The organism is Hydrogenophaga sp., assembly GCF_030656115.1.
Taxonomy (GTDB): Bacteria; Pseudomonadota; Gammaproteobacteria; order Burkholderiales; family Burkholderiaceae_C; genus Hydrogenophaga.
The window spans coordinates 96326-117991 of record NZ_JAUSOO010000133.1; the positions used below are offsets into that span (position 1 = coordinate 96326).

The window sequence follows — 21666 nt, forward strand, 5'->3', positions numbered from 1 at the left end:
CGCCGGGAACTCATGGCCCGGCGGGGGTCGACGCTTCGCGGGGGGTTATTCGTTGCGTGGGCTGGGTTGTGATGGCGTTACAGGCCCAGCGCCAGGCGCTCGGCTGCCGCCAAGTCTTTGCCGTTGACCACGTACACGCTGTTGACCATGTCGATCTCGATCACCGTCACGCCGTTCATTGAGACCTTGTAGTAGCTGAGCGCGCTGGTGATCTTGATCTCGGTCTTGTCGCCAGCCTTGGCGGTGCCGGGGTCCATTTCGGTGTGGTAGCCGCGCACCACCACTTCCAGCGCGGTGATGGCTCCGGTGTCGTCTTGCTGCAAGGCGCCGGCAAAGCGCAGCAGCAGCCCGGCCACGGTGGTCACACCCCACTGGGCCAGGGTTTCGCGGTCGAAGCCGCCCATGGTCCACTGCATTTCCAGGCCTTCCATGCCCAGCGCCTGTTTCACCGGGCCTTGCATGCCGCCGGCCTGGTAGTCCTCGGTTTTGCGGGTCAGCTTGGGCAGGGTCACCTCGGGCACCAGCCCGGCGTAGCTGAGGCCGTTCACAAACAGGTTGAAGTTCTTGAGCTTTTTGGGCAGTGCCATGGGGGGCCTCTATGCGGTGGGGTGCGGTGTGGGGTGGGCGCGGGTGGTGTGGCCGCTCAGGCGGCGTTCACGCGGGCGGCGAACTCGGCGTAATACCGGTCGGTGATGCGCTGGCGGAAGGCCAGATCTTCAAGCGGGGGAATGGGCGTGTAGTCGTAGTCAATGACCAGCTTGCCTTCTTTCAGGCGGTCGGCGGTGTTGATGGTTTCGTCGTACCAGGCTGCGCCGTCGAGGATGTAGCCCAGCGTTTTCAGCTCGCGCATTTTGGCGTTCACGCCTTCCAAAATGTCTTTCACGATGGACGGGTGCAGCGGCTTGTCGTTGGCCCACATGTGGGCTTCGGCGATGCTGTCGGCCAGGACCTGCGCGGTGCGCACCGAGCTCTCAAACGAGAAGAGCGGTTCGTCAGAGCAGGTGCGCGAACCCCAGAACTTGAAGCCCTGGGCGTTGATCAGCGTGGTGATGCCGTCTTCGTTGAGCAGGCCCGCGTCGGTCGCGCTGCTTTGCAGGTCCCAGAAGATGCTTTTGCTGATCCCCGTCACGCCATTCACGGCGACGTTGCTGATGGTCTTGTGCCAGCCGGTTTCGAAGTCGATCTTGGCGCGCAGGCCCAGGGCATAGGCCACGGCGGGCGCTTCTGCGGGGGCGCTGTCCACGGTGTCCCAGCTTTGGAAGTTGGGGTGAATGAGCATGAGCTCACGGGCACCAAAGTCGGCCCGGTAGGCCAGGGCTTCGGCCACCGTGTCGCATTCCCAGCAGCTGGCGTAAGCCACGGCGCGCAGCTGCAGCGCCACGCTGGCCAGCTCGGCGGCCACAGCGGGCGAGTCCAGGCCCGGGGCGCCCAAGATGCGGGGTTTTACACCCAGCATGGCCTGCGCACTGAGCAGGGCCTTGAGGCCGGTGCGCTGGCCGGTGCCGAGCACCGTGCCGATCACGTTGGTGGTGGTGGCTGCGTCGTCTACCCCGGACTCCACGCGCACCACCACGATCACCGGGCGGGTTTGCTGGCTGATGGCGGTGAGCGTTTTACCCAGCGTGCCGGTGGCGCCGGCTTTGCCGATGGCGGCGTACACGTCGGTGACCAACACCGGGGTGTTGAGCGGGAACGCGTCCGCGTCAGCCGCCGGGCCTGTGGCCACCAGGCCGATGATGGCGGTGGCAATGGTGCGAATGGGGCGGGTGCCCTCGGTGATTTCGACAACGCGAACGCCGTGGTGGTACTGGTCGAGCGACATAGAGGTGGGGTCCTTGGCTGGTGGGCGGTGGCTGCTGTGTGAGCCTGCTGTGCAAGTGTCGGGGCATCTCTCGCGCGAGGCGAGCGCGGCGCCGTGTGTGCCGCGCTCTTACATTGCGGGGTTTGTCAATGGGTGGCGTTGATCAGCAGCGCGGCCACGTCGGGTGCCAGCGTAGATGCCTGCTGGGGTGTATTGGTAGGCTTGCATGTGTGTGTGTCTCAAAATTTGATGCAGGCGAGCAGAGTGATGTTGCGGGGGCGTGCCTCACTTCCGCCGTCCACCGGAATGCCGTGCTGGTGTTCTCCAGCCGAGTTAACGCCTGGCGTCGAGCTATTGACGATGTTGTCGAATGCGCCATCGTCTCCCAGCAGCCGGTAAGGCTGGTTGATAGATGGGGTGGATCCGAAGTTTGTTGTGGCGGTGTGCGTATGTTCCCCGGCTGCTGGGGTCGCGCCGCCGTGGTTGTGGGATAAGTTTTGGCTGCCCTGCACTGTGCCGAACGAGCGCCCCACGTCCAGACCTCGACCATCATCCCAACCGCGAAGGAACTCGCCGCGTAGGTCGGGTAGGTTGAAGGTGGTTGAGCCATCTCCAATGCCGAAGGTGGTGCCAATTGCCGAAAACAAGGCTGCAAAAAATGTGCGGCTGACGGCGCTGCCGTCTGCCTTTAGCCACCCAGCCGGAGGCGTTGCGCGGGCAAAGTGCGCCACCATGGCCGAAGGCGCGGCCATGGTGGCCGCCGCTTGCACAAACGACGTGGTGGCCAGTTGGGTGTTGCTGGATCCTGGCGCTGCCGTGGGCGCAGTGGGTGCGCCGCTGAAAGCAGGGCTGGCCAGCGGAGCTGCGCCCGCCACGTCGGCCACCGTCAAGACCACGGCACCCGTGCGGCCAGCCACGCTGGTGACCAGCGTGGCCACCGCTGCAGCCACCGCCGTGAGCACAAAGGCGGTGGTGGACAGCTGGGTGGTGTTGGTGCCTGGCGCGGCGGTGGGCGCTGTGGGTGCGCCAGTGAAAACCGGGGAGGCGAGGGGCGCTTTTTGGGTGCCCAGCGTGTCCACGGCTTCTTTCAGATACGCCGTGCGGTTGGCCAAGTTCTTCAGCGGCGCGTTGGTCACCCCCGTGGGGCCTCCGAGCACGGGGTCTGTGGTCTCGATCTGGTAGACGCCAGCGTCCCAGGTGGCGGTTTCGGGCAGGTTGGCCATTTTTATGCGGTTCCGTGGTTGTAGGTGCCGTCGTAGCGGGCACTGGCGTTGTGAATGTTGGCAATTTCGGTGAAAACTAGGCCCACCAGGTGGCAGCGCACAGGGGCCACAAAGCCCATGATCTGCCGCACCTGGGCGGCTTGTGCGTTGGTGATGGGCTGGGCCAGCATCACGCGGTAATTCGCCCAGTCCAGATCTCCGATGTATTCGGCTTCGCCGTCGTGGTCCAGCGTTCCATCGTGCAGCTGGGTGGCGTCACCCTCTTGCAAAACAGCATCGCCATAGCCCGCGTTTTCAAGCGCCCGGCGAATGGCCCAGGGCGTGCCCTTGCGCCGGTGCACGTCAATGGCGCCGCGCACGGCCTGGCGCTGTGTGGCTTCTGACCAGTTGGCGTCCCACACGTCGATTTGAAACGCCCAGGCCAGCCAGGGCAGCAGGGTTTGGGGGCAGGTGTTGGGGTTCCAGAGTTCCCGCAGCGGGGTGGGCAGGTTGCCCATCCGTTTCGTGCTTTGCTCCAGGCGCAGTTCGGTGGCGGTGGCGTTGCGCGGCAGCAGGGTTTCGCCCGCATCTGCAGAGCGCAGAAGGCGCCCGGCCTCCAGCATCATGCGCTGCCACAGGCTGCGCAGGGGTTCGGGCAAGCTCGGCAGCAGGGCGGCACCCAGCGCCAGGGCGGCTTCGGCGGACACCGTTGTCATGCGATTTCCTGCAGCGTGAGGGCGCGCCCGGTGCACCACGCGGCTTGCGCCCAGGTGCAATCCACGTCAGCAGCCGGGGTGGTGAGCGTGACGCGGTGCACGCCAGAGCGGTGCAGCGCGGCGATGATACCGGAGCGGCTCGCGCCCAGGCCCATGCGGTGCTGCGCGGCGGTGTAGGCGTCCAGCGCGGCCAGGGCAGCGGCTTCAATGGCCGCCTGCCCGGCGCCGGGATACACGTCGAGCGTGGCGTCAACGCTGTAGCTCACCACCTCGGCGGACTGCACCACCACGGTGTCGCACAGCGGGCGCACGGTGTCGGCGCTCAGGGCCAGCGTTACGGCGGCGAGGATGGGCGCGGACGCTGCCCCGCTGCCGGTGTGCGTGAGCACCGCCACATTCACCGTGCCCGGCGCCAGGCTGCTGACGCCCACGTCTTTGATGGCGCCGGACACGCTCAGCGCGTGGTATTTGTAGGCGCCCCGGCTCCCGGCGGTGGTGTAGCTCTCCAGCGAGAGCAGCACGCGGGCGCGAAAGTCGTCGTCGGCCTCGTACACCGCATCGGTGGGCGGGGTTGCGGCGGGGTTTGCGGGGGTCACTACCAGGCGCGCCACGCCGTAGTTTGCGGCGATCTGGTCCAGGTCGGTGTCCGTGGCGTAGGCCAGCATCACGGCGCGCGCTGCGCTGTTGACGCGCTCGCGCAGCAGCAGCTCGCGGTAGGCGCACACCTGCAAAATTTTGAATGCCGGGTCGGACTCCAGCAGCGCGGAAAAGGTGGGGTCGCGGGCTTGCAGATCCGCCAGCATGCTGCCGAAAATGATTTCAAAGTCCAGCGGTTCAATGACCTGGGGCGCCGGTAAAAGCGTCAAGTCAATGGGGGTGTTCGGGTGGTTCATGCGGCGGCGGTGTTGCTCAGGTCTACCTGCAGGCCCACGGGCTGGTCGCCAGCGGGTGTGGCGTAAAAGCCGTCAATGTCGAGCACCACCTGGCCATGCCGAACGCCCGTTTGCAGCGCCACACGAATCAGGCGCAAGCGGGGTTCCCAGCGCATCAGGGCGCTGGCTGTGGCGGCGTACACGCGCAGCCGGGTGGCGCCGTTGTCGGGCTGGTCGATCAGCTCGGGCAGCAAGCTGCCGTAGTCGCGGCGCATCACGCGGCTTCCCAGCGGGGTGGTGAGTATGTCCACGATGGACTGGTTCAGGTGGTCAAGCCCGTCCACGGCTTGCCCGGTGGTGCGGTGCATGCCGATCATGCGGGGCCTCCGGTGTTGGCGGGGCCGGGGGTGGTGCCGCTGTGGGCGTGGGTGCTGCCCACGTTGATGCCGTTGTGCGTCAGGCTGGGGCCGATGACCGCGACCGCGCCATGCAGCGTGATGCTGTCGGCCGTGATGCCGGCGGCACTGCCTGCGGTCAGCACGATGTCGAGGCTGTGGGCGGCGTGGTCGTAGTCGATCACGGTGCCGTCGGGGTACAGGGTGCGGTGCACGTTGGGCGAGCTGCTGGGGGTGGGGTTGGCGGTGCTGGGGGCGCCCACCAGCACCCAGCCAGCGGCCATGTCGCCACCGGGGGAGAGCACCAAGCACTGTTCGCCCACGCTGGGCGGGCACCAGGTGCGCACGTTGCCGGCGCGGGTTTCGAACCAAGGGCGCCAGTCCGTGAGCAGCTCGCCAGACTGCACGCGCACCCGGGCGGCCGTGTGGTCCACTTCGGCAATGGTGCCCGGACGGATGGCGTTTTCCAGCCGCCGCAGCAGTTCGTTCAGGGTGAGTTCGGGGTTGTTGGACACAGTGCGCTTACTGTGCCGCTTGCGCTCGCGCGAGGCGAGTTTGTGGGCGTGTGGCGTGGGGGCTTACACGGGGGTGATGGTGGTGGGTTGAATGGCGCGCATCAATGGTTTTTCTATCCCGCCGACTCCAACAGCGCCTCGGCCTGCGCCGTCGTCAGGCCAAAGCCGTAGCTGTTGCCCAGGATGTGCAGCACCCTCCAGCGGTCACCGGGCGACACATCCAGCCACACGCGGTACGCCTCCACCTCGTAGGCCAGCCGCGCCTGTCGGCGGGTCAGGTAACGCCACCAGAACCGCAACAGCCCGTCGCGGCGCTGCTGCGCCTGGTGGCAGCGCTCGTGCGCCAGCAGCGCGGGCTTGTTGCGGGCGTCCCGGTTGATCACGATCACCCCAGGGCTCCACGCCGCGCCATCCCAGCCAAACATCAACCAGCTCGGCACCTCGGCCACACCGCCATGGCGCCGCGCCCGGGCAAAAATCCACAGCAGCGTGCACAGCGCAGCCACAGCCAGCACAGACAGCACCATCAGGCCGTCGGGGGTCAGGGTCTTGGTCATTCGTCGGCTCCGAGTTGCTCCACCGGCGTGCCATCGCTCAAAACCGCATCGGCACAAAACGCCTCGCAGTCGGCCAGCGTCGGCGGGGTCAGGTCAGGCCATCTCTCTGCGTAATCAGCAGACACGACGGCGTTCAACATCGCCGGGTTGCCAACCATCGCCAGCGCCTGCTGAGCAAATTCGGCAGTACACGGCGTTGTGGTGCTGTACGTCTCTGGCACAGCGGGCGGATCGCCCTGCAGTTGCCCGCCAAAGCTTTCGGATCCACCGGTGTCGGGGTCCAAGCTGCGGGCGATGGCGCACGCCACGGAGTACAGCGCGGCGGGGATTGTGATCGTCAAGCGGTGGGTGTATCTCATGGCTTTATCCGAGGTACTGCGCGCCGATTTGCTGGGCGAGATAGCGCTCAATCGTGCTGCGGTCGGTGTCGGAGAGGGTGGATTGACCCGATGCGGCGATTAATTTGCCGTTAAACGGGTTAGTCGTTGCGGATCGCACGATCATGCCGATGTTTGCTGTGTTTGTTGTTCCACCGCCTAAAGACCGGGTGATTTCACCTCTAACAACACCATTAAGTCTTAGCCCATGTGTCGTACCAGATTTGTACGCGTAAGCGACATATGGCAATCCGGGTGTGATATTTCCCGAGCCTGCTGTTACTGTCGCCTCAACAAGAGCCTGATCTCGCCACGTTGCTACAAGCAACCGATCGTCTCTTAAATATAAGTACGGCGCCAAAACAGCATCGTTACCAGTATTACTTGACGAGTAAATGCTCAAGAGCTGCCCGGTGCCTGGAAGCGTGTCCAAAATAAAAGCCGCGCACACCCAGTGATTGCTTGCATTTGACAGCACGGCGCCCGGCCCGAGATTCAGCAGGTCATTGGACCCGTCGAATTTCATTGCCCGCTTGCCGTTCGGCAGGGCCGCAATCACAGGCTTGCTTGCTGTTGTTGGTTGAGTTGCTTGGTTGCCAAGAACTTCGCGGACGGAGAAGTTGTCGAACTCCACCCATTCCCCATTGTTGCCGCCGTCCACTTGCGCAAAAACAAAATGCTGAGTTTGTGTCGCCGTGAATATTGCTGTGTATACGCCGACCGGTCGAAGTTGAACCGACACCCGAAAATCATTGACGCCTGCCGTGGACAAGTTTTTGTCTGCCACCCGAAAAAAACCGACCCTCCCTGTAGAGACGTTTGCAATTTGCATCGCTACTCGATACGTTTTGCCAACCTCGCAGGTAATCGGGGCATCAGCACCGCCTGAAGTAATGCCACCTCCGTTCGTAACGCGGAGTCGCCCGCTGGAATGAGCCAACAGAGCCGAGCGCCCGGCTGTCCAGCCCACAACACCCAGGTCGAAATGCCCATTACTAACCAACTCAGGCCCTAGCCCGCCGCTCCCGTATGCCCGGTCCGTCACAAGCCCGAGTACATCACCCACAGCCGTCGCAGGCGTCGTGCCTGCTGAGTCGGTAAAAAGCCCCGCATTGCTCGCAGGTAAGCCCCACAGTGACCCGTTGTTGCGCCGGATCGCTGCCAAGGCAAGAGACTCAAGCGATGGCCCGCTGGCCGATGCGCGGCCCGCGCTCACTCGTGTCGAACTGAGCTGCATCAGATCAGCTCCGACACATGCACGATGCCATCCACCGTCTGATCGGTGCCCCGGATGACGCTGATCTGACTGCCGGCAAGGCAGGCCACGTCCATGCTGGTGTCAGCTTGCAAAAAGTGGCTTGTGCTGGCGCCCGACGTGTTGGTAGCGGTCTGGCTTCCCGTGCCAATGGCGATGCGGCAATTGGCATTTCGCACTGAAATACGCAGCCGAGTCACACCGGCCGACAATGCCAGAGACGTGCTGGCGGCTGCGCCTGCCGTGATCTGGTGTGCCAGACCCAGGCGTCCAAGCGGCTCGGTTGGGATTGCAATTTCCTCCGCCTCTGCATACAAAACCACGCCACAGCTGTCTGGCTCTGCGGCCGTGCCAATCGGCGCAAATGCGGCCAGGCGGCGCACGCGGTAGGTCAGCGGGCCGCCGGCAATGTGCATGAGCGGCTTGTTGACCGACAGCTCCCCGGTGGCGACGTAGGCGCCTTCGGCTACGCGGGTTTCCACGATCACGCGGCCGCGCCCGGTCATGACCAGGGTGTGTTGTGCTCGCTGCGGCACAGATTGTTCGGCGGAGCTGGCGGCCGCAGTGCCGGAGGCGAGCAGGGTTTGTAGCGTCATGGCAATGGGGGTAGGGGCTTATTGATGTGTGCCCCACTGTGCCCCGGGGCCTCGCGCGAAGCCAGCGCGGCGCCGTGTATGCGCGCCTATGACATGAGAGGCTAAGCTGCCAGCGCGTTGAGCAGGGTGGTGCGCACGCGGTCAATGTCGGCTTCTGAAAAGCCCAACAGCTTGCGCTCGGGGTATTGCGCCTCGGGGCCGGTGCGGCTCACGCGGTCGCGCAGGCCATCTTGGTGCACCTGCGCAATGCGGGCAGCGCGGCCGGTGAAGCCCACGGCGGCGCCCTCGGGCTCGGGTAGGGTGCGCAGGTGCTTCACCAGGCGGATTTTGCCGAACATGGCGCGGGCCTTGGTGCTGCCTTTGCGCGTGTCGCGCTGGGGCTTGCGGGGTTCGAAGGCGGTGCCGTCGGGGTTTTGCTGGCGGGCAATGCGCTGGGCCTGGCTGGCGCGCAGCTCTCGGGCCACTTGGCGCAACAGGGCGCGCTGTGCCGCGGGCTGCAGCTTGGCCAGCAGGGGCGCGGCCCAGTCTTCCAGCTGTTCAAAGGGGTCCATCTGTGTTTTGTCAGCTGGCCAGGCGCGGGGCGTGGTCGGTGTCGAGCGGGCTGGTGGTCCAGGTGGCCACCAGCGTTTCGCGGTCGTAAAGCTCCCACACGCCCGGCAGGTCGATGTGGTCCACGGCGGGCGGCTCGCCCAGGTGTTGCAAGGTAAACCGGCCCGGGGCGTCGTGGTCGTCGGGGTCTTGCACCGCCACTGCCACGCGCTCGGTCAGGTCCAGCTCGATGGTGAGGTCTAGCGTGCTGGCATTGAGGTATTCAGCTTCGAAACGCAGGGCTTGCGCTCTGGTTTCTGGGTTGTCGAAGTACTCACGCTGGTGGGTGCGCAGCCACACAAGCAGTGGCAGCATGATGTGGTCGGGTTCACCGGCAAAGTCGAGCACGACGACCTGGACGGTGTAGGCGTATTCGAAGCTGAGGCTGGCCCCACCGGCGCAGAGGGTGCGGCCCTGGCGCACGAAGATGCTGAGCTTGTCGGGGTTGGTCTGCAGGTCTGGCACGGTGGCGGCCAGGTGGCGGCGCAGGCTGGCGGGTTTGTACATCAGGGGTCCGTGCTGAGTTTTTTCAGGGCTTGGTGGGCTCGGTCGTAAGCGGCCTCGCAGGCGCTGCCGGCGGCGCCTCGCTGGTCAGCAATGTCTGCCAGTTGCTCCGCTCTTGCGTCAGCGCGTCCAAGCACGTCGGCGAGCAAGCCGATGGGGTCGCTGGCTGGCGCGCCCAGGTTGGGAGTTGTGGGATTTGCACATTGTTCACGGGCCCGCTGGGCAGCGGCCTGGGTGGCGCTGCGCAGCCCGACATCAGCAGCACGAGCAGCAGCGCGAGCGCGGTCCAGATCGAGATGAAGGGCTCGGCTTTTTTCGGCGTGGGCGGCTTGCGCATCGTTGAGTTCCTGTTCGGTTTTTCGGCGGGTGGCTTCTTCTATGGCGCGTTGCGCTTCGGCTTCGGCCAGGGCTTGCGCGTGGCGCTGCTTGGTGGTCTGGTGGGCCTTTTGTTCGGCTTGCAGCAAGAGCGCAGCAACCAGGGCCACACCGACCAGCACGAAAAACAGCGCCGTAATGAACGTGTCAAGAATTTTTGTCGGGTTCATGGTTGTTGCGCCCCCATGCACTTGGCGTGTGCGGCTTTGCGGCGCTCCCACAAACCCCAACATATTCGGTTGCCGGGCTCAGAGCAGTCTTGAGCGCCCACGCGGCGCCACATCAGGATGGCTTCACACGCTCCGGCATAGTCTTGGGCGTTGAGCCTGCGCACCAGGGTGCTGCTGCAGAATGCGCCCGCCCCGATGTTGTAGGCGTGATCGACATACACGTCGTATTCGGCTTGGTGCAGCGGCACACGCACGCAGGCCTTCAGAGCGCCTTCGAACTTCTCAAGGTCGCGCGCCTTGCGCTGCAGGGCTTGCACCGGGTCGGTCTTGTCGCCCATGCGCACGGCGGTGCCGTCTGGCCGTGTGGTGGTGCCAAAGCCCAAGGTGGGCACGTCGCCTTTGGTGGGGATGATGGCCTGATCGGTGTAGCCCTCGGACACGGCCAGGCCAATGAGCGCGGCGGCGCTGAAAGCAAGGGCAGCAATAGCGTTTCGTGGGCTGCGCATCACAGATACCCCGACATCTTGGCCGCGTGCACTTCACGCTCGCGTGCGGCTTGCTCTTCTTTGAGCTTGATTTCGGCCATGGTCAGTTTGTGCTTGTAGTACCAGTTGACCGCCAGGCCCAGCACGCCAATGAGCATGCCGAACAACACAGCGAATTCGTTGGACAGCGCCCAGCCGCCGATGGTCATGCCGGCGCCGGTGTAGGTGGCCTTGCTGCCGGTGGCGGCCAGGGTGGCTTCGATGGCCTGGGTTGTGTGTTCGGTGCTCATTTATCAAGCCTGGAAAGTCACCGTGAAATTGGTCAGCGTGTTGGAAACACCCGAGACCATCTCGGCTTTGGCGAATTGCACGCCGTTGAGGGCAGATACGGGCGCCTGCATAGAGGTAGCGGGGATCACGTCGTAAGCGGCTTTCGTGGCTCGCACGAAAGTAGGGGTTCCGCTTGCAATGGCGTTGGCGGTCTGGTTTGTAATCAGCGCGGCGGACATGCCGGACGTTGCAAACAGCTCATTGCCCGAAATCGATTTGCTCCACAGCTTCGTGCCTGCAGGGGTGACCGTGCTGTTGGCTGGGATTGGGCCGTCCCAGGCTTCCACTGTGACTGTTCGGTCATTTGAGGCCGTGGCAAGGTTGTATTTTGAAAAGCCCGCGAGATGGCCGAATCCGTTCGCCACGGTGGCTGAGATGTTTTTTGCCCAGGTGTTGATGATCTCATTCGCAACGCTTGGAGAGACACAGGTGTCGCCGCTGGTGGCAACCCGAAACCGAAGGTCGGTCAGGCTGACCGTCTCGCCCGAGACCGCTGACAGCGTGCTCACAATGGCTTTCTCGCCAGATGCCAGCAGGCCGACGTCAACGTCAAGGAATGGACCGGTACCGCTGCCGTAATAAAAACGGACAAACGACACTGTACCTGTGGCGGTGGCTGTAAAACCCACTGGCGCAGCCAGCGCCGCAACCCCGTTGGACGCCACGAGCCATGTGCCGACGGGCAATGTTTTTACCGCGCTCAGTGCGGTGATGCCGCTGGTGATGGTGGGGTCCGCCGGTCGAGCACCGGAGAAAAGTTGAGCATAAGAAGCGTTGTATCCAGTCAACCCAACGGGAGACAGTGCATTTGCAACAGCATTTCCCGCCAACGTCGGATTAAAAGTAGCTCCCATTTTTATGTTCCTTCTTCCATGACGCAGTTGTTGAAATAAATGATTGGCCAGTTGGCCAAGGTGTTGTCGGTGGTCACACAAGGCCCCATGTGCACCGCGCGATAGGGTTGCGTGCTGCCGATAGAGACGAACGGGTACACCGGATCTGGCTCAGGCGGTGGCGCGGCCGTCGTGTGGCGGTACGGGTCAATGAGCATCAATGCACCATGTAAACGGTGGCGATGAGGCCAGTGGCCCCGGATCCTGAGTCCAGCACGGACAACGTGATTTCATCGTCTTCGTCTACTTCCGAATCAGAGAAAACCGGTGTGATGCCTGACGTGGTGCTGCTGCGGTGGGTCGCCAGCACCGAAGGTTTTGTGGACAGTACCGATGCGCCGTTTTTCAGCAGGTCTACAGTGACCGCGCCCGACGTGCTGGCGCCAAAAAGCGACAGCCGAACCCCCGCCAGCGTGCCTGCTTTGGGAACCCGGAAGTAGGCTTTGTTGGCGCCCGCGGTGATCTCGGTGCTCAGGTCCGACATGGCGAGCTGGTAGACCTGGGTTTTGGCCGCCAGTTCTGCCATGAAGTCTTCGAAGACCATCAGAGACACTTTGGTATCGACCAGGTCGGCCAGGCTTTCCAGCGCGGCTTGAGAAGCGCGGCTGGTGTCGCTGGGGTGCACATGGTCGCCCCGGCTGACTGCGCTGCTGGATCCGGCTGAGGCCGTGCCGTTCATGGCGGGCAAGTTGGCGCTGGGGGTGCCCACGGCGGCGGCGCTGGCTGCGGCTGCAGCTGCGGACTGGGCGGCTTGGGCTACGCGCTGGTCAAGCTCTGATTTTTTGGCGTTGACGGCTGCGAGCAGGTTGGTGGTGGCCAGCGTGAGTGCTGCAATTTCTGATTCGATGCTCATGTGGCCTCAGTCCCAAAGTTTCACGGTTTCGGCCGTGCGGGTGTTGGTTTGCTCGGTGTCCATCAGGTTGACGGCGGTGCCTTGTGGCAGCACGGGGCCCAGCGCGTTCAGGTGGGGGTTGGCCTGCAGGGTGGCCTCGACGCTGCCACGGGTGCTGCGCAGGTGGCGCCAGCACAGCTGGTCCAGGGTGTCGCCTTGCCTGGATCGGACTTGCATCAGATCAGCTCCACGGTGGAGCGAGCGCGGCCCACGATGCGGCTGAGCGCCCAGTGCAGGTTGCGCCGGTGTTCGGCTGCGGTGGCTTCCAGCTCGGTGGCTTTTTTGTCGCCGGCGCCGGTGGTGTCGAGATCTCGGTACCGCTCGGCCAGCCCGGCCTGTATGTGGCTCACCAGGGCCATGCGGTAGTGCAGCAGGTGGGTGCTTTGGCCGTCCACCTGGGGCGCGGGCACCGCGCTGGCCAGGGCGTGCCCGGCGGCTTCCTGGGCCAGCTGCCAGGCGGCCAGCTGCTCGTTCACATCGGCCATGGCCATTTGCAGAGCCAGGCGCAGGCGGGGCGCGGTCACAGTGCCGTCCAGCCGGGCCGCGCCGCGAATGTCTACCGGGTCCACGTTGGGCCAAAACCCGTTGTTCACCAGCACCGGCTCGGTGCCTGCAGCGGGTGGGCTCTGGTTGCCGAGGAAGCTGCTCATGGTGGTGCGTCAGGGTTTTGGGCGGGTTGTGGGGGTGGGCGGTGGTCGGGCTTGTGCGGTGTTGCTGGTGATCAGCTGGCCGCGCATGCACGAGCCGCCCGGGTGCGGGTGCGCACTCAGTTTGCAGCGGCTGGGTCGTTCAGGGCTTTGAGCCGCCGGTCCAGTCGCTCAATGTCTTTTTTGGCGCCGCATTCGCGGTGCAGCTCCACGGCGCGGGTGAGCAGGGCCAGCGCTTGCGTGGTTTCGGTTTTGGTCAGCTCGGCAAACTTGTCGTTCGCGTCTTGCCGTTTGGCCACGGCGTAGCCCATGGCTTTGTAGAGCTTGGCGCGGGCCTGGTCGGGCACGTCAAAACCGGCGGTGAGTTCTGCCACGCGGCACAGGTCGCCCAGCTGGGGGCCGTTGACGATGCCGCCGGGCTTGAGGGACGCGTCGGCAAATTCATCCATCAAGGTGGTGGCTGCGTCGCGCTGGTAGCGGTCGGGCAGCTTCAGGCCGTGTTTGAGGATGTAGGCGCCCATATCCAGGGCGCGCTGGTATTCGTGGGCGTCAATGGCCCACACGAACACGCTGGTGAACACGGTGTCTTCCCCGCCTTTGTCGGCACTCAGCACACCGTCCACCCAAGGCCAGTAGTCGGCCAGAAAGCCGCGCTTGGCCTCCACCTTGCGCTCCACGCTCTGAATCATTTTCAGGGTGCGTGTGTGCTGGTAGAGCTGGGCTTGCATGAGCTCGTAGGCGCTGCCGCTGGCTGCGCCGGTTTGCGCGGCGGCTTGCGATGCGGCGGCGGCTTGCTTGCGCAGCATGCTGGCCATGGCGGGGGTGATGGGCATGGTGTGGCTCAGGTCGGTGTGGTGGGTGGGGAAAAAAGAGGGGCCAGCGCAATGCCGGCCCCGCTGTCAGGGCCGAAAAAGGTCAGGGCGCCACGTACTCTTCGATGTTTTCCACCAGGGCGCACATGCCGTAATCCTCAACCACGAAGGCGTCGTTCGAGCTTTCGTAGTGCTCGACGCGGTCTTTCTTCGGGTTGTCCATCACAGCGCGGCGGCGGGCGCCTTCCTGGAAGTAAATCGACAGGTTGTCGAGCCGGGTCACCAGCACTTTGCCGGCAGGGAAGAAAGGCACTTGCACCGCCTGCAGGCCGCCCAGGCGCTTCTGGCTGACCACAATGTCGGCGGCCAGGCGCTCGGTGGGCGCGTCGTTGTCGTTGACCAAGGGGAACAGCTTGTCGTGCATCAGTCCCCGGCCTACCACCGCAACGAGCTGGGGGTCTTCACGGTACCAGTTGTCCAACAGTGTTTGGTAGGCGTCGTAGACCAGCGCGTCGAGGTTCTTGTAGTCGCCCGCGCCCCCGTAGGTCACTTTGCCAGTCACCACGCCTTCGCTGAGCACGCGGGCTTCAGCCTTGGTTTTGATGTGGCTCAGCCAGCCGATATTCACGTCCTGCAACAGCGGGTTGGTGCTGCGGTTCGTGGTGGCTGCGGCGCTGGTGCCGTTCCAGCCGATCATGATGCGGTCGAGCGCGGCGCGCTGCAAAACGGCGTTGCGCACGCGGGTTTGGAAGTCGGGGAACTTGGCCCAGGCGTCCATGGTGGCGTAGCGGATGTGGTGGTCGTAGTTGGTCTGTTTGCAGCCGTAGTCGTCTTTTTCGAGGCTGGCGATGTCGCTGGTGGCGCGTTCGCCGGTGCTGCTGGTGTCGGTGCGGCTGGCAATGGTGCCGCTCACGCCCAAGCCCAGTTTTTCGCCGGTCTGCTCACTCACGCCGATGATGTTGATGCGGCTCAAGAAGGCGCTGGATTCCTGGATTTTGTTTTCCAGGGTTTGCTGAACGGTTGGGCTTACCGTGAACTTGGTGGCGGCGTTGTCCACGCCGTTGAGTTCGGCCTGGCGGTCCAGGTATTGGTTGTAGAGAACGCGGGTGTCGTTGCGCATGGTTTTGCCTTGTGTGGTTTGTGGTGCTGTGGGTGGCAGGGCTGGCGGGTGGGTGGCTCAGCAGTCGGTGAGCTGCTTGCCGTTGCCACCGGTGGCGGGTGGGCGCTGCTGGCTGTGGGTTCCGGGCTGTTTGCTCAAGTCGGTCTTCAGGGCAGTGAGCGCTTCGGCCGTGGTTTTGGCTTCGTCGCGCAGGGCCTGCAGGTCGGCGGCGAACTTCTTGGCTTGCGCGTCCATAGCGGCGGTCACCTGGTCGCCGAAGGTCTCGAAGCCTTTGAGCACCTCGCTGAACATGGCGTTGTCGGTGCTGGTCTTGCCTTTGAACTTGTCGAGCATGGCGCCAAAGCCCGCTTTGAACTTGGCCAGCGCGTCGTCACCGGTGGGGCCGGGTTCGTCTTCCAGTTCCAGCTTGAACTCCACGGCTTCGCTGAACACCGCGTCGGGGTGGCTCTTGCGCGCTTTCAGCGGGCTCTTGTCGCCCTGGGCCGCGCTGAATGCCAGCATCTCGGTGCCCAGGCTGGCGGGGGTGTCGGTCACACCTAGGCCGGTCAGGTAGGCCTCGCCGGTGTCTGCGAACTTGGGCGTTACCTCGATCGAGGTGTAGATCTTCTGGCGCGCTTTGCTCATTGCAACCAGCTCGGGTGTGGGGTCGAGCTGGGCAAACAGCGCCAGCTTGCCGTCGGCGTCTTGCTCAGACTTCACGGCCACCACGTCGCCATATGCCTTGAAAATGCTGTCTGGGTACATGCCGCGCATATGCTCCATCCAGATGCGGGCACCGTATTTCACGGGGCTGAAATTCTTGACGATCTGCTCGATCCAGCTGCGCTGGATAACGCGGCCGTCGGTGGTGGCGCCCTCGGTGGCTACGCGGAAAAACTTGCTTTTGGCCATGGTGTGCGGGGGGTTGGCTGTTGATGTGTCGCCATGATTTACCGCCTTCGCGCGATCCTCAACCCGCGCGCCGTGTGGGCTGGCCCGGTACATGCAGGGCAGGGCGCCAGGCCCCCGCTGCAGCCTTGTCGGGCCCGCTTTAGGCCCGAATACTCGGGGCCATGCCGGCCACCAAGCTCCGAAAAATCGACACATCCATACTCGACACCCAGGCCGATAAGCGCCGCCGCGCCCGTGATTTGTATTGGCAGGGCTGGCGAATCACTTACATCGCCGAACACATTGGCGAGCCCAGAACCACCGTGCACGGCTGGAAGGATGCCGAAAAGTGGGACGAGGCGCAACCCATCCAACGGGTGGAGGGCGCCATTGAATCGCGCATGGTGCAGCTGCTGGCCAAAGACCAGAAGACCGGCGGCGACTTCAAGGAAATCGACCTGCTTGGCCGCCAGATCGAGCGCCTGGCACGGGTGCGCAACTACGAAAAGACCGGAAAAGAAAAGGAGCTGAACCCGAAGATTGAAAACCGCAACGCGGCGCCCAAGAAAACGCCCGACCGCAACCACTTCGACGAAGACCAGGTGGAGCAGCTGCAGAGCGCTTTTCGGGACTCCAACTTCGAATACCAAAAGGTGTGGTTCCGCAACGGCGAACAGCGCACCCGCATGATCCTGAAGAGTCGCCAGATTGGGGCCACTTGGTACTTTGCCCGGGAGGCGCTCATTGACGCCATCACCACCGGGCGCAATCAGATTTTTCTGAGCGCCAGCAAGTCGCAGGCCCACATCTTCAAGCAATACATCAAACAGTTCGCGGGCGATGCGGTGGGCGTGGAGCTGTCGGGCGACCCTATCGTGCTCAGCAACGGCGCGCACATCTACTTTTTGGGCACCAACGCGCGCACGGCCCAGGGCTACCACGGCAATTTTTATTTTGATGAATTCTTCTGGACCCAGAAATTCACCGAACTCAACACCGTGGCCTCGGGCATGGCGATGCACAAGATGTGGCGCAAGACCTATTTCAGCACGCCCAGCAGCGTGCAGCACGAGGCCCATGCGCTGTGGAGTGGCGATAAGTTCAACAAACGCAAGGCGAAAGGCGATCGCGTCAAATTCGACCTGACCCACGACCGACTGAGCGGTGGCGGCTTCACCGGCGAAGACCGGGTGTGGCGCAACATCGTCAACATCATTGACGCGGAGCGCGGCGGCTGCGATCTCTTCGACATCGAAGAGCTGCGCATGGAATACAGCCCGGAAGAGTTCGAAAACCTGCTCATGTGCGGTTTTGTTGACGACTCACAGAGCGTGTTCCCCTTGGCCGCGATGCAGAAATGCATGGTGGACACCTGGGAGGTTTGGGACGATGTGAAGCCCTTCGCCATGCGGCCCTATGGCTTCATGCCGGTGTGGGTGGGCTACGACCCCAGCCGCACCGGCGACAGCGCGGGCTTGGTGGTGCTGGCCCCGCCGGTGGGGCCCAACGGCAAGTTCAAGGTGTTGGAGCGCCACCAGTTCAAGGGCATGGACTTTGAGGCGCAGGCCGAAGCCATCCGCAAGATCACCCAGCGGTACAACGTGGCCAATATCGGTATCGACACCACCGGCATTGGCCTGGCGGTGTACGAGCTGGTCAAGAAGTTCTTCCCCGCCGTGAAGGCTATCCACTACTCGATCGAGGTCAAACAGCAGCTCATTTACAAGGCGCTGTCGGTGGTGGGCAAGGGGCGGCTCGAATTCGATGCCTCGTGGGTGGATCTGGCCCACAGCTTCATGGCGCTCAAAAAAGTGCTCACCCCATCGGGCAACGCTGTCACCTACAACGCGGGCCGCTCGGACGAAATCGGCCATGCCGATCTGGCCTGGGCCACGATGCACGCCCTCAGCTTCGAGCCGCTTGAAGGCAACACCGGACAAGTCAAATCCATCATGGAGATCTACGGATGACCGACAACACAACACCCACCGAGGCCACACCCAGCAAGGGCGAGGCCTTCACCTTCGGCGAGCCAACGCCCGTCATGGACCGGCGCGACATCCTTGATTACGTCGAGGCCTGGAGCAATGGCCGGTGGTACGAGCCGCCGGTCAGCTTCGAAGGCCTGGCCAAGAGTTTTCGCAGCAGCACGCACCACGGCAGCGCGCTGTATTTCAAGCGCAACGTGTTGGCCAGCTGCTTTGTGCCGCACCCCTGGCTGGACCGTGAAACCTTTGCCGCCCTGGCGCTGGACTTCCTCACGTTCGGCAACGGCTACCTGGAGCGCGTTCGCAACCGCTTGGGCGGCACGCTGCGCCTGCGCCACTCGCTGGCCAAATACACCCGCCGTGGCGCCGTGGACATGAGCCAGTACTTCTTTGTGCGCGGCTGGCAGACCGAACACGAGTTCGAGCCCGGCAGCGTGTGGCACCTGCGCGAGTTCGACATCAACCAAGAGGTTTACGGCCTGCCCGAATACCTCAGCAGCCTGCAAGCCGCCTGGCTCAACGAGAGCGCCACCCTGTTCCGCCGCCGCTACTACAACAACGGCTCCCATGCCGGGTACATCCTGTACATCAACGACGCCCAGCAAGGCCAGGAGGACGTGGACAACATCCGCACCGCGCTCAAGGAAGCCAAGGGGCCGGGCAACTTTCGCAACCTGTTCCTGTACAGCCCGAACGGCAAAAAAGACGGTGTGCAGGTGATCCCGGTCAGCGAGGTGGCCGCCAAAGACGACTTCTTCAACATCAAAAACGTGAGCCGCGACGATGTGCTGGCCGCCCACCGCATACCGCCGCAGCTCATGGGCGTGGTGCCCAGCAACACCGGCGGGTTCGGCGCCGTGCTGCCCGCCGCCCAGGTGTTCGCCCGCAATGAACTGCTGCCCCTGCAGCAGCGCTTGGAAACGCTGAACGACTGGATCGGCGAAGAGGTGGTGAGGTTTGATCCTTACATCATCGCGAGCACCGAGCCCAAAGCCAACTCGGGAGCCCTTCAATGACAGCCAAACCATGGATCGCCGTTGACTTTGATGGCACGCTGGCCAAATTCACCTCGGACGGATCAATCGGCGCACCCATTCAACCCATGTGGGACCGGGTGAACCAGTGGCTCAAGGAAGGGAAAACGGTTCGCATTTTCACCGTTCGGGCTGGCGATGATGAACAGGTCACCGCCGTTCAAAAGTGGCTCAAAAAGAACAACCTCCCGGTTCTGCCCATCACCAACATCAAGTCTGCCGGGCTGCAATCCCTGTGGGACGATCGCGCGGTTCGAGTGCATCGCAACACCGGGAAAATCTGCAACGGCTGCAACAGCGTGCAGCACAGCGGCCACGAAATCACCGACTGCTGACCTTTCCCCATGGGCTTTGCGCCCAGCAAAAAGCCCGCTAGGGGCAACCTTGGCGGGCTTTTTGGTGTCTGTCGGTGGTGGGTGGTCAGTAGTCGTTGTACCCGGTGATCTGGTTGATCTTGTCGCAGTACGCCTGAAGCGGCTGCTCCATGTTTCCAAGCAACCCACGAATACCATCGGCTTAGGGTTGTCTCAAACCAAGGCCAGCCGCCAGCCCTTCACCCAGAACCCGCATGCCGAACGCCGTCTGGCGCATGCTGTAAACCAAGCGGTCCAGGTCGTACAGCTGCACACGGAAAGCCTGCTCCAAGTCGTCAACCCCCAGCGCCGCGGCCATGGGCCGGGCCACCTCGGGGCGCCGCAGGGTTTCCAGCACGGCGGCCAGCGTCAACACGGTGGGCTCGCCTTTGGGCTGGGTGGTGTTGGCTTGCGTGTTCATGCTGCACCGCCTTTCTGGGCTTGAAACACCCAGGCGTGAATGGTCAACCCGGCGTGCTGGCTGTTCACCGTCTTCACATCCACAAAGCGCGGCGAGCGGCAGGCCCGCAGGTGCTTCTTCAGCGCGCCCAAGGGCGCCAGCATCATGTGTTCCTTCTCGGCCAGCTCACACACCTGCTTCAGGTTCAGAGCAATCAGTTCAGGGTTTCGCGAGTGGTTCACCGGGTGGCCCATGCGTTCCAGCGCCAGAACCGCAACCCAGAACTCCCGCGCCATCTCGCTGGCCTCTGGCGCCGTCTGCCCAATGGCGTCCAGCGGTGGCGCCGTCTGGCCCAGGTCGTGGAACACCGCCACCAGCTGCTGGTACATCGCCTCGCGCAGCTCGCGCCCCGTCTCCACCTTCAGCCGCTCCACCAGCTTCCAGCTGTGGTCCTGCAGGGCAATCAGCTGGGTGGTGGGCATGCCGGTGTGCTTGCCCACCGGTGCGCTGGACTGGATGGCCGGGCCGGGCTTGCCGGTGACCACCGCGTCAAAGGTGCGGATCACCTTCAGGTGGAAGGCTGGGCTGATCCACATGGCGTAGGCGTAGACCAGTTCGCGCACTGCGTAGGTTCCACCGGTGCGGCCCTCAGACTTTTTAACTGCTGGGATTCCAGCAGTTAAAGCCGGAATTCCGGCAGTTTGAATGGCACCGATGGGCTTCCAACTGTGCAGATCTGCACAGTTAGAAATTTCTTGGATCAGCGCTTGGGTTTGAACAAGCTGGAGCCAGTTGCCCGGCTTGTGGCGGTCTTCACCGCCAGCAGCCTGGTGCAGATCGTTGAGGGAGAAGCGCCCTTGATCGTCCTGGCGGACGTAGGTTTCTTCAAGGATGAGCGGGAGTGCTCGGGATGGGGTGTTTGCCATGATGGCTCCAGGTTGCAGGGTATTGAACCCGCCACCCTAGACGCCAAGAAGGGTGGCAGACCGTGCGGGTTGGCGTACCGGACCTGGGGCCGGCGAGAGGTCGCCCTCTCCCCGCACGGCCCGCCAAAACGGGTGTTTGGTGTGCTGTGCAGTGCAACAAAAAAGCCGCTGTCCTTTCGGGGCGCGGCTGTTGCGCCAGGTAGTTCCGGGACGCCAATCCCGTGTTCTTTTCAGAACGAAGCGGAGTGTACACCCGCCCGCGCAGGGTGTGCAACCGCCCAGCAACAGCCAGCCCACTGGAGCGCGACACAAAATTGTGCCGAGCGTCAACCAGCGCTGCTGTGCATGAGTCCGCCGCGCATTGCCACGATTTACGGCAGCGAAAGCAACTTATCCACAGGTGGCACGAGCGCCTTTCTTTCACCCTAAATAGCCATCGTCTATCGGTGATTCCGTGCACCTTTTTTGTGCTGGGTGTTGATCCAATTTCGACCCTCCACCAGAGGCCCTACAAGGCGTTAAAAGCTTTGCGCAGGCCCATGCCTACCCCCTTCTTCGTTCGTCGCGCCCTGAGGCCCCTGGCAAGCCCACCCCAGACAACCCTCCCCGCAGGTCCTGGCGCGCCGTCAGCACCCCACCCCGCCCCCCCGCTTTTTAGGGCGCGTTCGACGACAGCGACGGCAATAGGTTTTACCTATGTGGCGTGGCTGTTTTTCGCCCGTTTTCTGTGTCGTGAAAAGACTTGTATTGCCGTGTTTTTGTGCCTGTGGATAAGTGCTGCTTCTCCAGCCTTTTCCGGGAAGGGTTCGGGGAAAACCTGATTTTTTCTCTTGCGCCCTGAAATCGGCCTGGAGCCCGCGTCGTTGCTGGGTTCTTCATGTCAGAAAGCACCCTGATATTGCCTAACAACAAACCTGATGCCTCTGTAAGTCGTTGATTTATATAGGGTGCTTTATGGGTTGATGTTAGAAAAACAAAACATGATTTAGTTAG

29 protein-coding genes are annotated in these 21666 nt (G+C 63.4%); 3 read left to right on the forward strand and 26 right to left on the reverse strand.

Annotation, left to right across the window (positions count from 1 at the left end; all coding sequences use genetic code 11):
• Nucleotides 1-77: 77 nt before the first annotated feature.
• The 24 genes from Q7J58_RS17615 to Q7J58_RS17730 all read right to left on the reverse strand — a co-directional run bounded on the left by Q7J58_RS17615 (nucleotide 78) and on the right by Q7J58_RS17730 (nucleotide 15993).
• Nucleotides 78-587, reverse strand: a complete 510-nt coding sequence (locus Q7J58_RS17615; protein WP_304830803.1) for a phage major tail tube protein — start codon at nucleotides 585-587, stop codon at nucleotides 78-80.
• 56 nt (nucleotides 588-643) lie between these two features.
• Entirely contained in the window at nucleotides 644-1822 is a 1179-nt protein-coding gene (locus tag Q7J58_RS17620; protein ID WP_304830805.1) for a phage tail sheath protein, read from the reverse strand.
• 218 nt (nucleotides 1823-2040) lie between these two features.
• The gene (locus tag Q7J58_RS17625) at nucleotides 2041-3024 is read right to left on the reverse strand and encodes a phage tail protein (protein ID WP_304830807.1); all 984 of its coding nucleotides are present in this window, start codon (nucleotides 3022-3024) and stop codon (nucleotides 2041-2043) included.
• A 2-nt stretch (nucleotides 3025-3026) separates the two neighbouring features.
• Nucleotides 3027-3719 carry a phage tail protein I gene (locus Q7J58_RS17630; RefSeq protein ID WP_304830809.1) on the reverse strand — a complete coding sequence of 231 codons (693 nt, stop codon included), beginning with the start codon at nucleotides 3717-3719 and terminating at the stop codon, nucleotides 3027-3029.
• Nucleotides 3716-4612 (reverse strand): baseplate J/gp47 family protein, encoded by an 897-nt coding sequence (locus Q7J58_RS17635; protein WP_304830811.1) that lies wholly within the window; start codon nucleotides 4610-4612, stop codon nucleotides 3716-3718. The genes Q7J58_RS17630 and Q7J58_RS17635 overlap by 4 nt, the downstream gene beginning before the upstream one ends.
• A complete protein-coding gene (locus tag Q7J58_RS17640) occupies nucleotides 4609-4959 on the reverse strand; it encodes a GPW/gp25 family protein (protein WP_304830933.1) in 351 nt (116 codons plus the stop codon). Before Q7J58_RS17640 ends, Q7J58_RS17635 begins: the two co-directional genes overlap by 4 nt.
• A gap of 5 nt (nucleotides 4960-4964) precedes the next feature.
• Nucleotides 4965-5501 (reverse strand): phage baseplate assembly protein V, encoded by a 537-nt coding sequence (locus Q7J58_RS17645; protein ID WP_304830813.1) that lies wholly within the window; start codon nucleotides 5499-5501, stop codon nucleotides 4965-4967.
• A 113-nt stretch (nucleotides 5502-5614) separates the two neighbouring features.
• A complete protein-coding gene (locus Q7J58_RS17650; protein WP_304830815.1) occupies nucleotides 5615-6058 on the reverse strand; it encodes a hypothetical protein in 444 nt (147 codons plus the stop codon).
• Nucleotides 6055-6399 (reverse strand): hypothetical protein, encoded by a 345-nt coding sequence (locus Q7J58_RS17655; RefSeq protein ID WP_304830816.1) that lies wholly within the window; start codon nucleotides 6397-6399, stop codon nucleotides 6055-6057. Before Q7J58_RS17655 ends, Q7J58_RS17650 begins: the two co-directional genes overlap by 4 nt.
• A 22-nt stretch (nucleotides 6400-6421) precedes the next feature.
• On the reverse strand, nucleotides 6422-7267 hold the full coding sequence (locus Q7J58_RS17660) for a hypothetical protein (protein WP_304830818.1): 846 nt from the start codon (nucleotides 7265-7267) through the stop codon (nucleotides 6422-6424).
• Between the two features lie 404 nt (nucleotides 7268-7671).
• The gene (locus Q7J58_RS17665) at nucleotides 7672-8286 is read right to left on the reverse strand and encodes a hypothetical protein (RefSeq protein ID WP_304830820.1); all 615 of its coding nucleotides are present in this window, start codon (nucleotides 8284-8286) and stop codon (nucleotides 7672-7674) included.
• Between the two features lie 101 nt (nucleotides 8287-8387).
• Nucleotides 8388-8837 (reverse strand): phage virion morphogenesis protein, encoded by a 450-nt coding sequence (locus Q7J58_RS17670; RefSeq protein WP_304830821.1) that lies wholly within the window; start codon nucleotides 8835-8837, stop codon nucleotides 8388-8390.
• 10 nt (nucleotides 8838-8847) lie between these two features.
• On the reverse strand, nucleotides 8848-9381 hold the full coding sequence (locus Q7J58_RS17675; RefSeq protein WP_304830823.1) for a phage tail protein: 534 nt from the start codon (nucleotides 9379-9381) through the stop codon (nucleotides 8848-8850).
• Complete coding sequence (locus tag Q7J58_RS17680; RefSeq protein ID WP_304830825.1) at nucleotides 9381-9923, reverse strand: DUF2514 family protein; 543 nt, start codon at nucleotides 9921-9923, stop codon at nucleotides 9381-9383. Before Q7J58_RS17680 ends, Q7J58_RS17675 begins: the two co-directional genes overlap by 1 nt.
• On the reverse strand, nucleotides 9920-10429 hold the full coding sequence (locus Q7J58_RS17685; RefSeq protein WP_304830827.1) for a glycoside hydrolase family protein: 510 nt from the start codon (nucleotides 10427-10429) through the stop codon (nucleotides 9920-9922). The genes Q7J58_RS17680 and Q7J58_RS17685 overlap by 4 nt, the downstream gene beginning before the upstream one ends.
• Entirely contained in the window at nucleotides 10429-10698 is a 270-nt protein-coding gene (locus Q7J58_RS17690; protein ID WP_304830829.1) for a holin, read from the reverse strand. The genes Q7J58_RS17685 and Q7J58_RS17690 overlap by 1 nt, the downstream gene beginning before the upstream one ends.
• A 3-nt stretch (nucleotides 10699-10701) precedes the next feature.
• Entirely contained in the window at nucleotides 10702-11592 is an 891-nt protein-coding gene (locus Q7J58_RS17695) for a hypothetical protein (protein WP_304830831.1), read from the reverse strand.
• 2 nt (nucleotides 11593-11594) lie between these two features.
• Nucleotides 11595-11789, reverse strand: a complete 195-nt coding sequence (locus Q7J58_RS17700; protein WP_304830833.1) for a hypothetical protein — start codon at nucleotides 11787-11789, stop codon at nucleotides 11595-11597.
• The gene (locus tag Q7J58_RS17705; RefSeq protein ID WP_304830835.1) at nucleotides 11789-12484 is read right to left on the reverse strand and encodes a hypothetical protein; all 696 of its coding nucleotides are present in this window, start codon (nucleotides 12482-12484) and stop codon (nucleotides 11789-11791) included. Before Q7J58_RS17705 ends, Q7J58_RS17700 begins: the two co-directional genes overlap by 1 nt.
• A gap of 6 nt (nucleotides 12485-12490) precedes the next feature.
• A complete protein-coding gene (locus Q7J58_RS17710) occupies nucleotides 12491-12700 on the reverse strand; it encodes a tail protein X (RefSeq protein ID WP_304830837.1) in 210 nt (69 codons plus the stop codon).
• Complete coding sequence (locus tag Q7J58_RS17715; RefSeq protein WP_304830839.1) at nucleotides 12700-13173, reverse strand: head completion/stabilization protein; 474 nt, start codon at nucleotides 13171-13173, stop codon at nucleotides 12700-12702. Before Q7J58_RS17715 ends, Q7J58_RS17710 begins: the two co-directional genes overlap by 1 nt.
• A 116-nt stretch (nucleotides 13174-13289) precedes the next feature.
• Nucleotides 13290-14003, reverse strand: a complete 714-nt coding sequence (gpM, locus tag Q7J58_RS17720; RefSeq protein ID WP_304830841.1) for a phage terminase small subunit — start codon at nucleotides 14001-14003, stop codon at nucleotides 13290-13292.
• A gap of 82 nt (nucleotides 14004-14085) precedes the next feature.
• Nucleotides 14086-15102 (reverse strand): phage major capsid protein, P2 family, encoded by a 1017-nt coding sequence (locus Q7J58_RS17725; protein WP_304830843.1) that lies wholly within the window; start codon nucleotides 15100-15102, stop codon nucleotides 14086-14088.
• A 57-nt stretch (nucleotides 15103-15159) separates the two neighbouring features.
• A complete protein-coding gene (locus Q7J58_RS17730) occupies nucleotides 15160-15993 on the reverse strand; it encodes a GPO family capsid scaffolding protein (RefSeq protein ID WP_304830845.1) in 834 nt (277 codons plus the stop codon).
• Between the two features lie 161 nt (nucleotides 15994-16154).
• Between Q7J58_RS17730 and Q7J58_RS17735 the strand changes: the two genes are divergently transcribed.
• Genes Q7J58_RS17735 through Q7J58_RS17745 form a run of 3 tightly spaced genes read left to right on the forward strand, consistent with a single transcriptional unit; the run spans nucleotide 16155 to nucleotide 19329 of the window.
• Complete coding sequence (locus Q7J58_RS17735) at nucleotides 16155-17942, forward strand: terminase family protein (protein WP_304830847.1); 1788 nt, start codon at nucleotides 16155-16157, stop codon at nucleotides 17940-17942.
• A complete protein-coding gene (locus Q7J58_RS17740) occupies nucleotides 17939-18976 on the forward strand; it encodes a phage portal protein (protein ID WP_304830849.1) in 1038 nt (345 codons plus the stop codon). The genes Q7J58_RS17735 and Q7J58_RS17740 overlap by 4 nt, the downstream gene beginning before the upstream one ends.
• The gene (locus Q7J58_RS17745) at nucleotides 18973-19329 is read left to right on the forward strand and encodes a hypothetical protein (protein ID WP_304830851.1); all 357 of its coding nucleotides are present in this window, start codon (nucleotides 18973-18975) and stop codon (nucleotides 19327-19329) included. The genes Q7J58_RS17740 and Q7J58_RS17745 overlap by 4 nt, the downstream gene beginning before the upstream one ends.
• 181 nt (nucleotides 19330-19510) lie before the next feature.
• On the opposite strand, the gene Q7J58_RS17750 is transcribed toward Q7J58_RS17745, so the two are convergent.
• Together Q7J58_RS17750 and Q7J58_RS17755 are read right to left on the reverse strand one after the other, a co-directional pair.
• A complete protein-coding gene (locus Q7J58_RS17750; RefSeq protein WP_304830853.1) occupies nucleotides 19511-19768 on the reverse strand; it encodes a hypothetical protein in 258 nt (85 codons plus the stop codon).
• Nucleotides 19765-20673, reverse strand: a complete 909-nt coding sequence (locus Q7J58_RS17755) for a KilA-N domain-containing protein (RefSeq protein ID WP_304830855.1) — start codon at nucleotides 20671-20673, stop codon at nucleotides 19765-19767. The genes Q7J58_RS17750 and Q7J58_RS17755 overlap by 4 nt, the downstream gene beginning before the upstream one ends.
• Nucleotides 20674-21666: the final 993 nt, after the last annotated feature.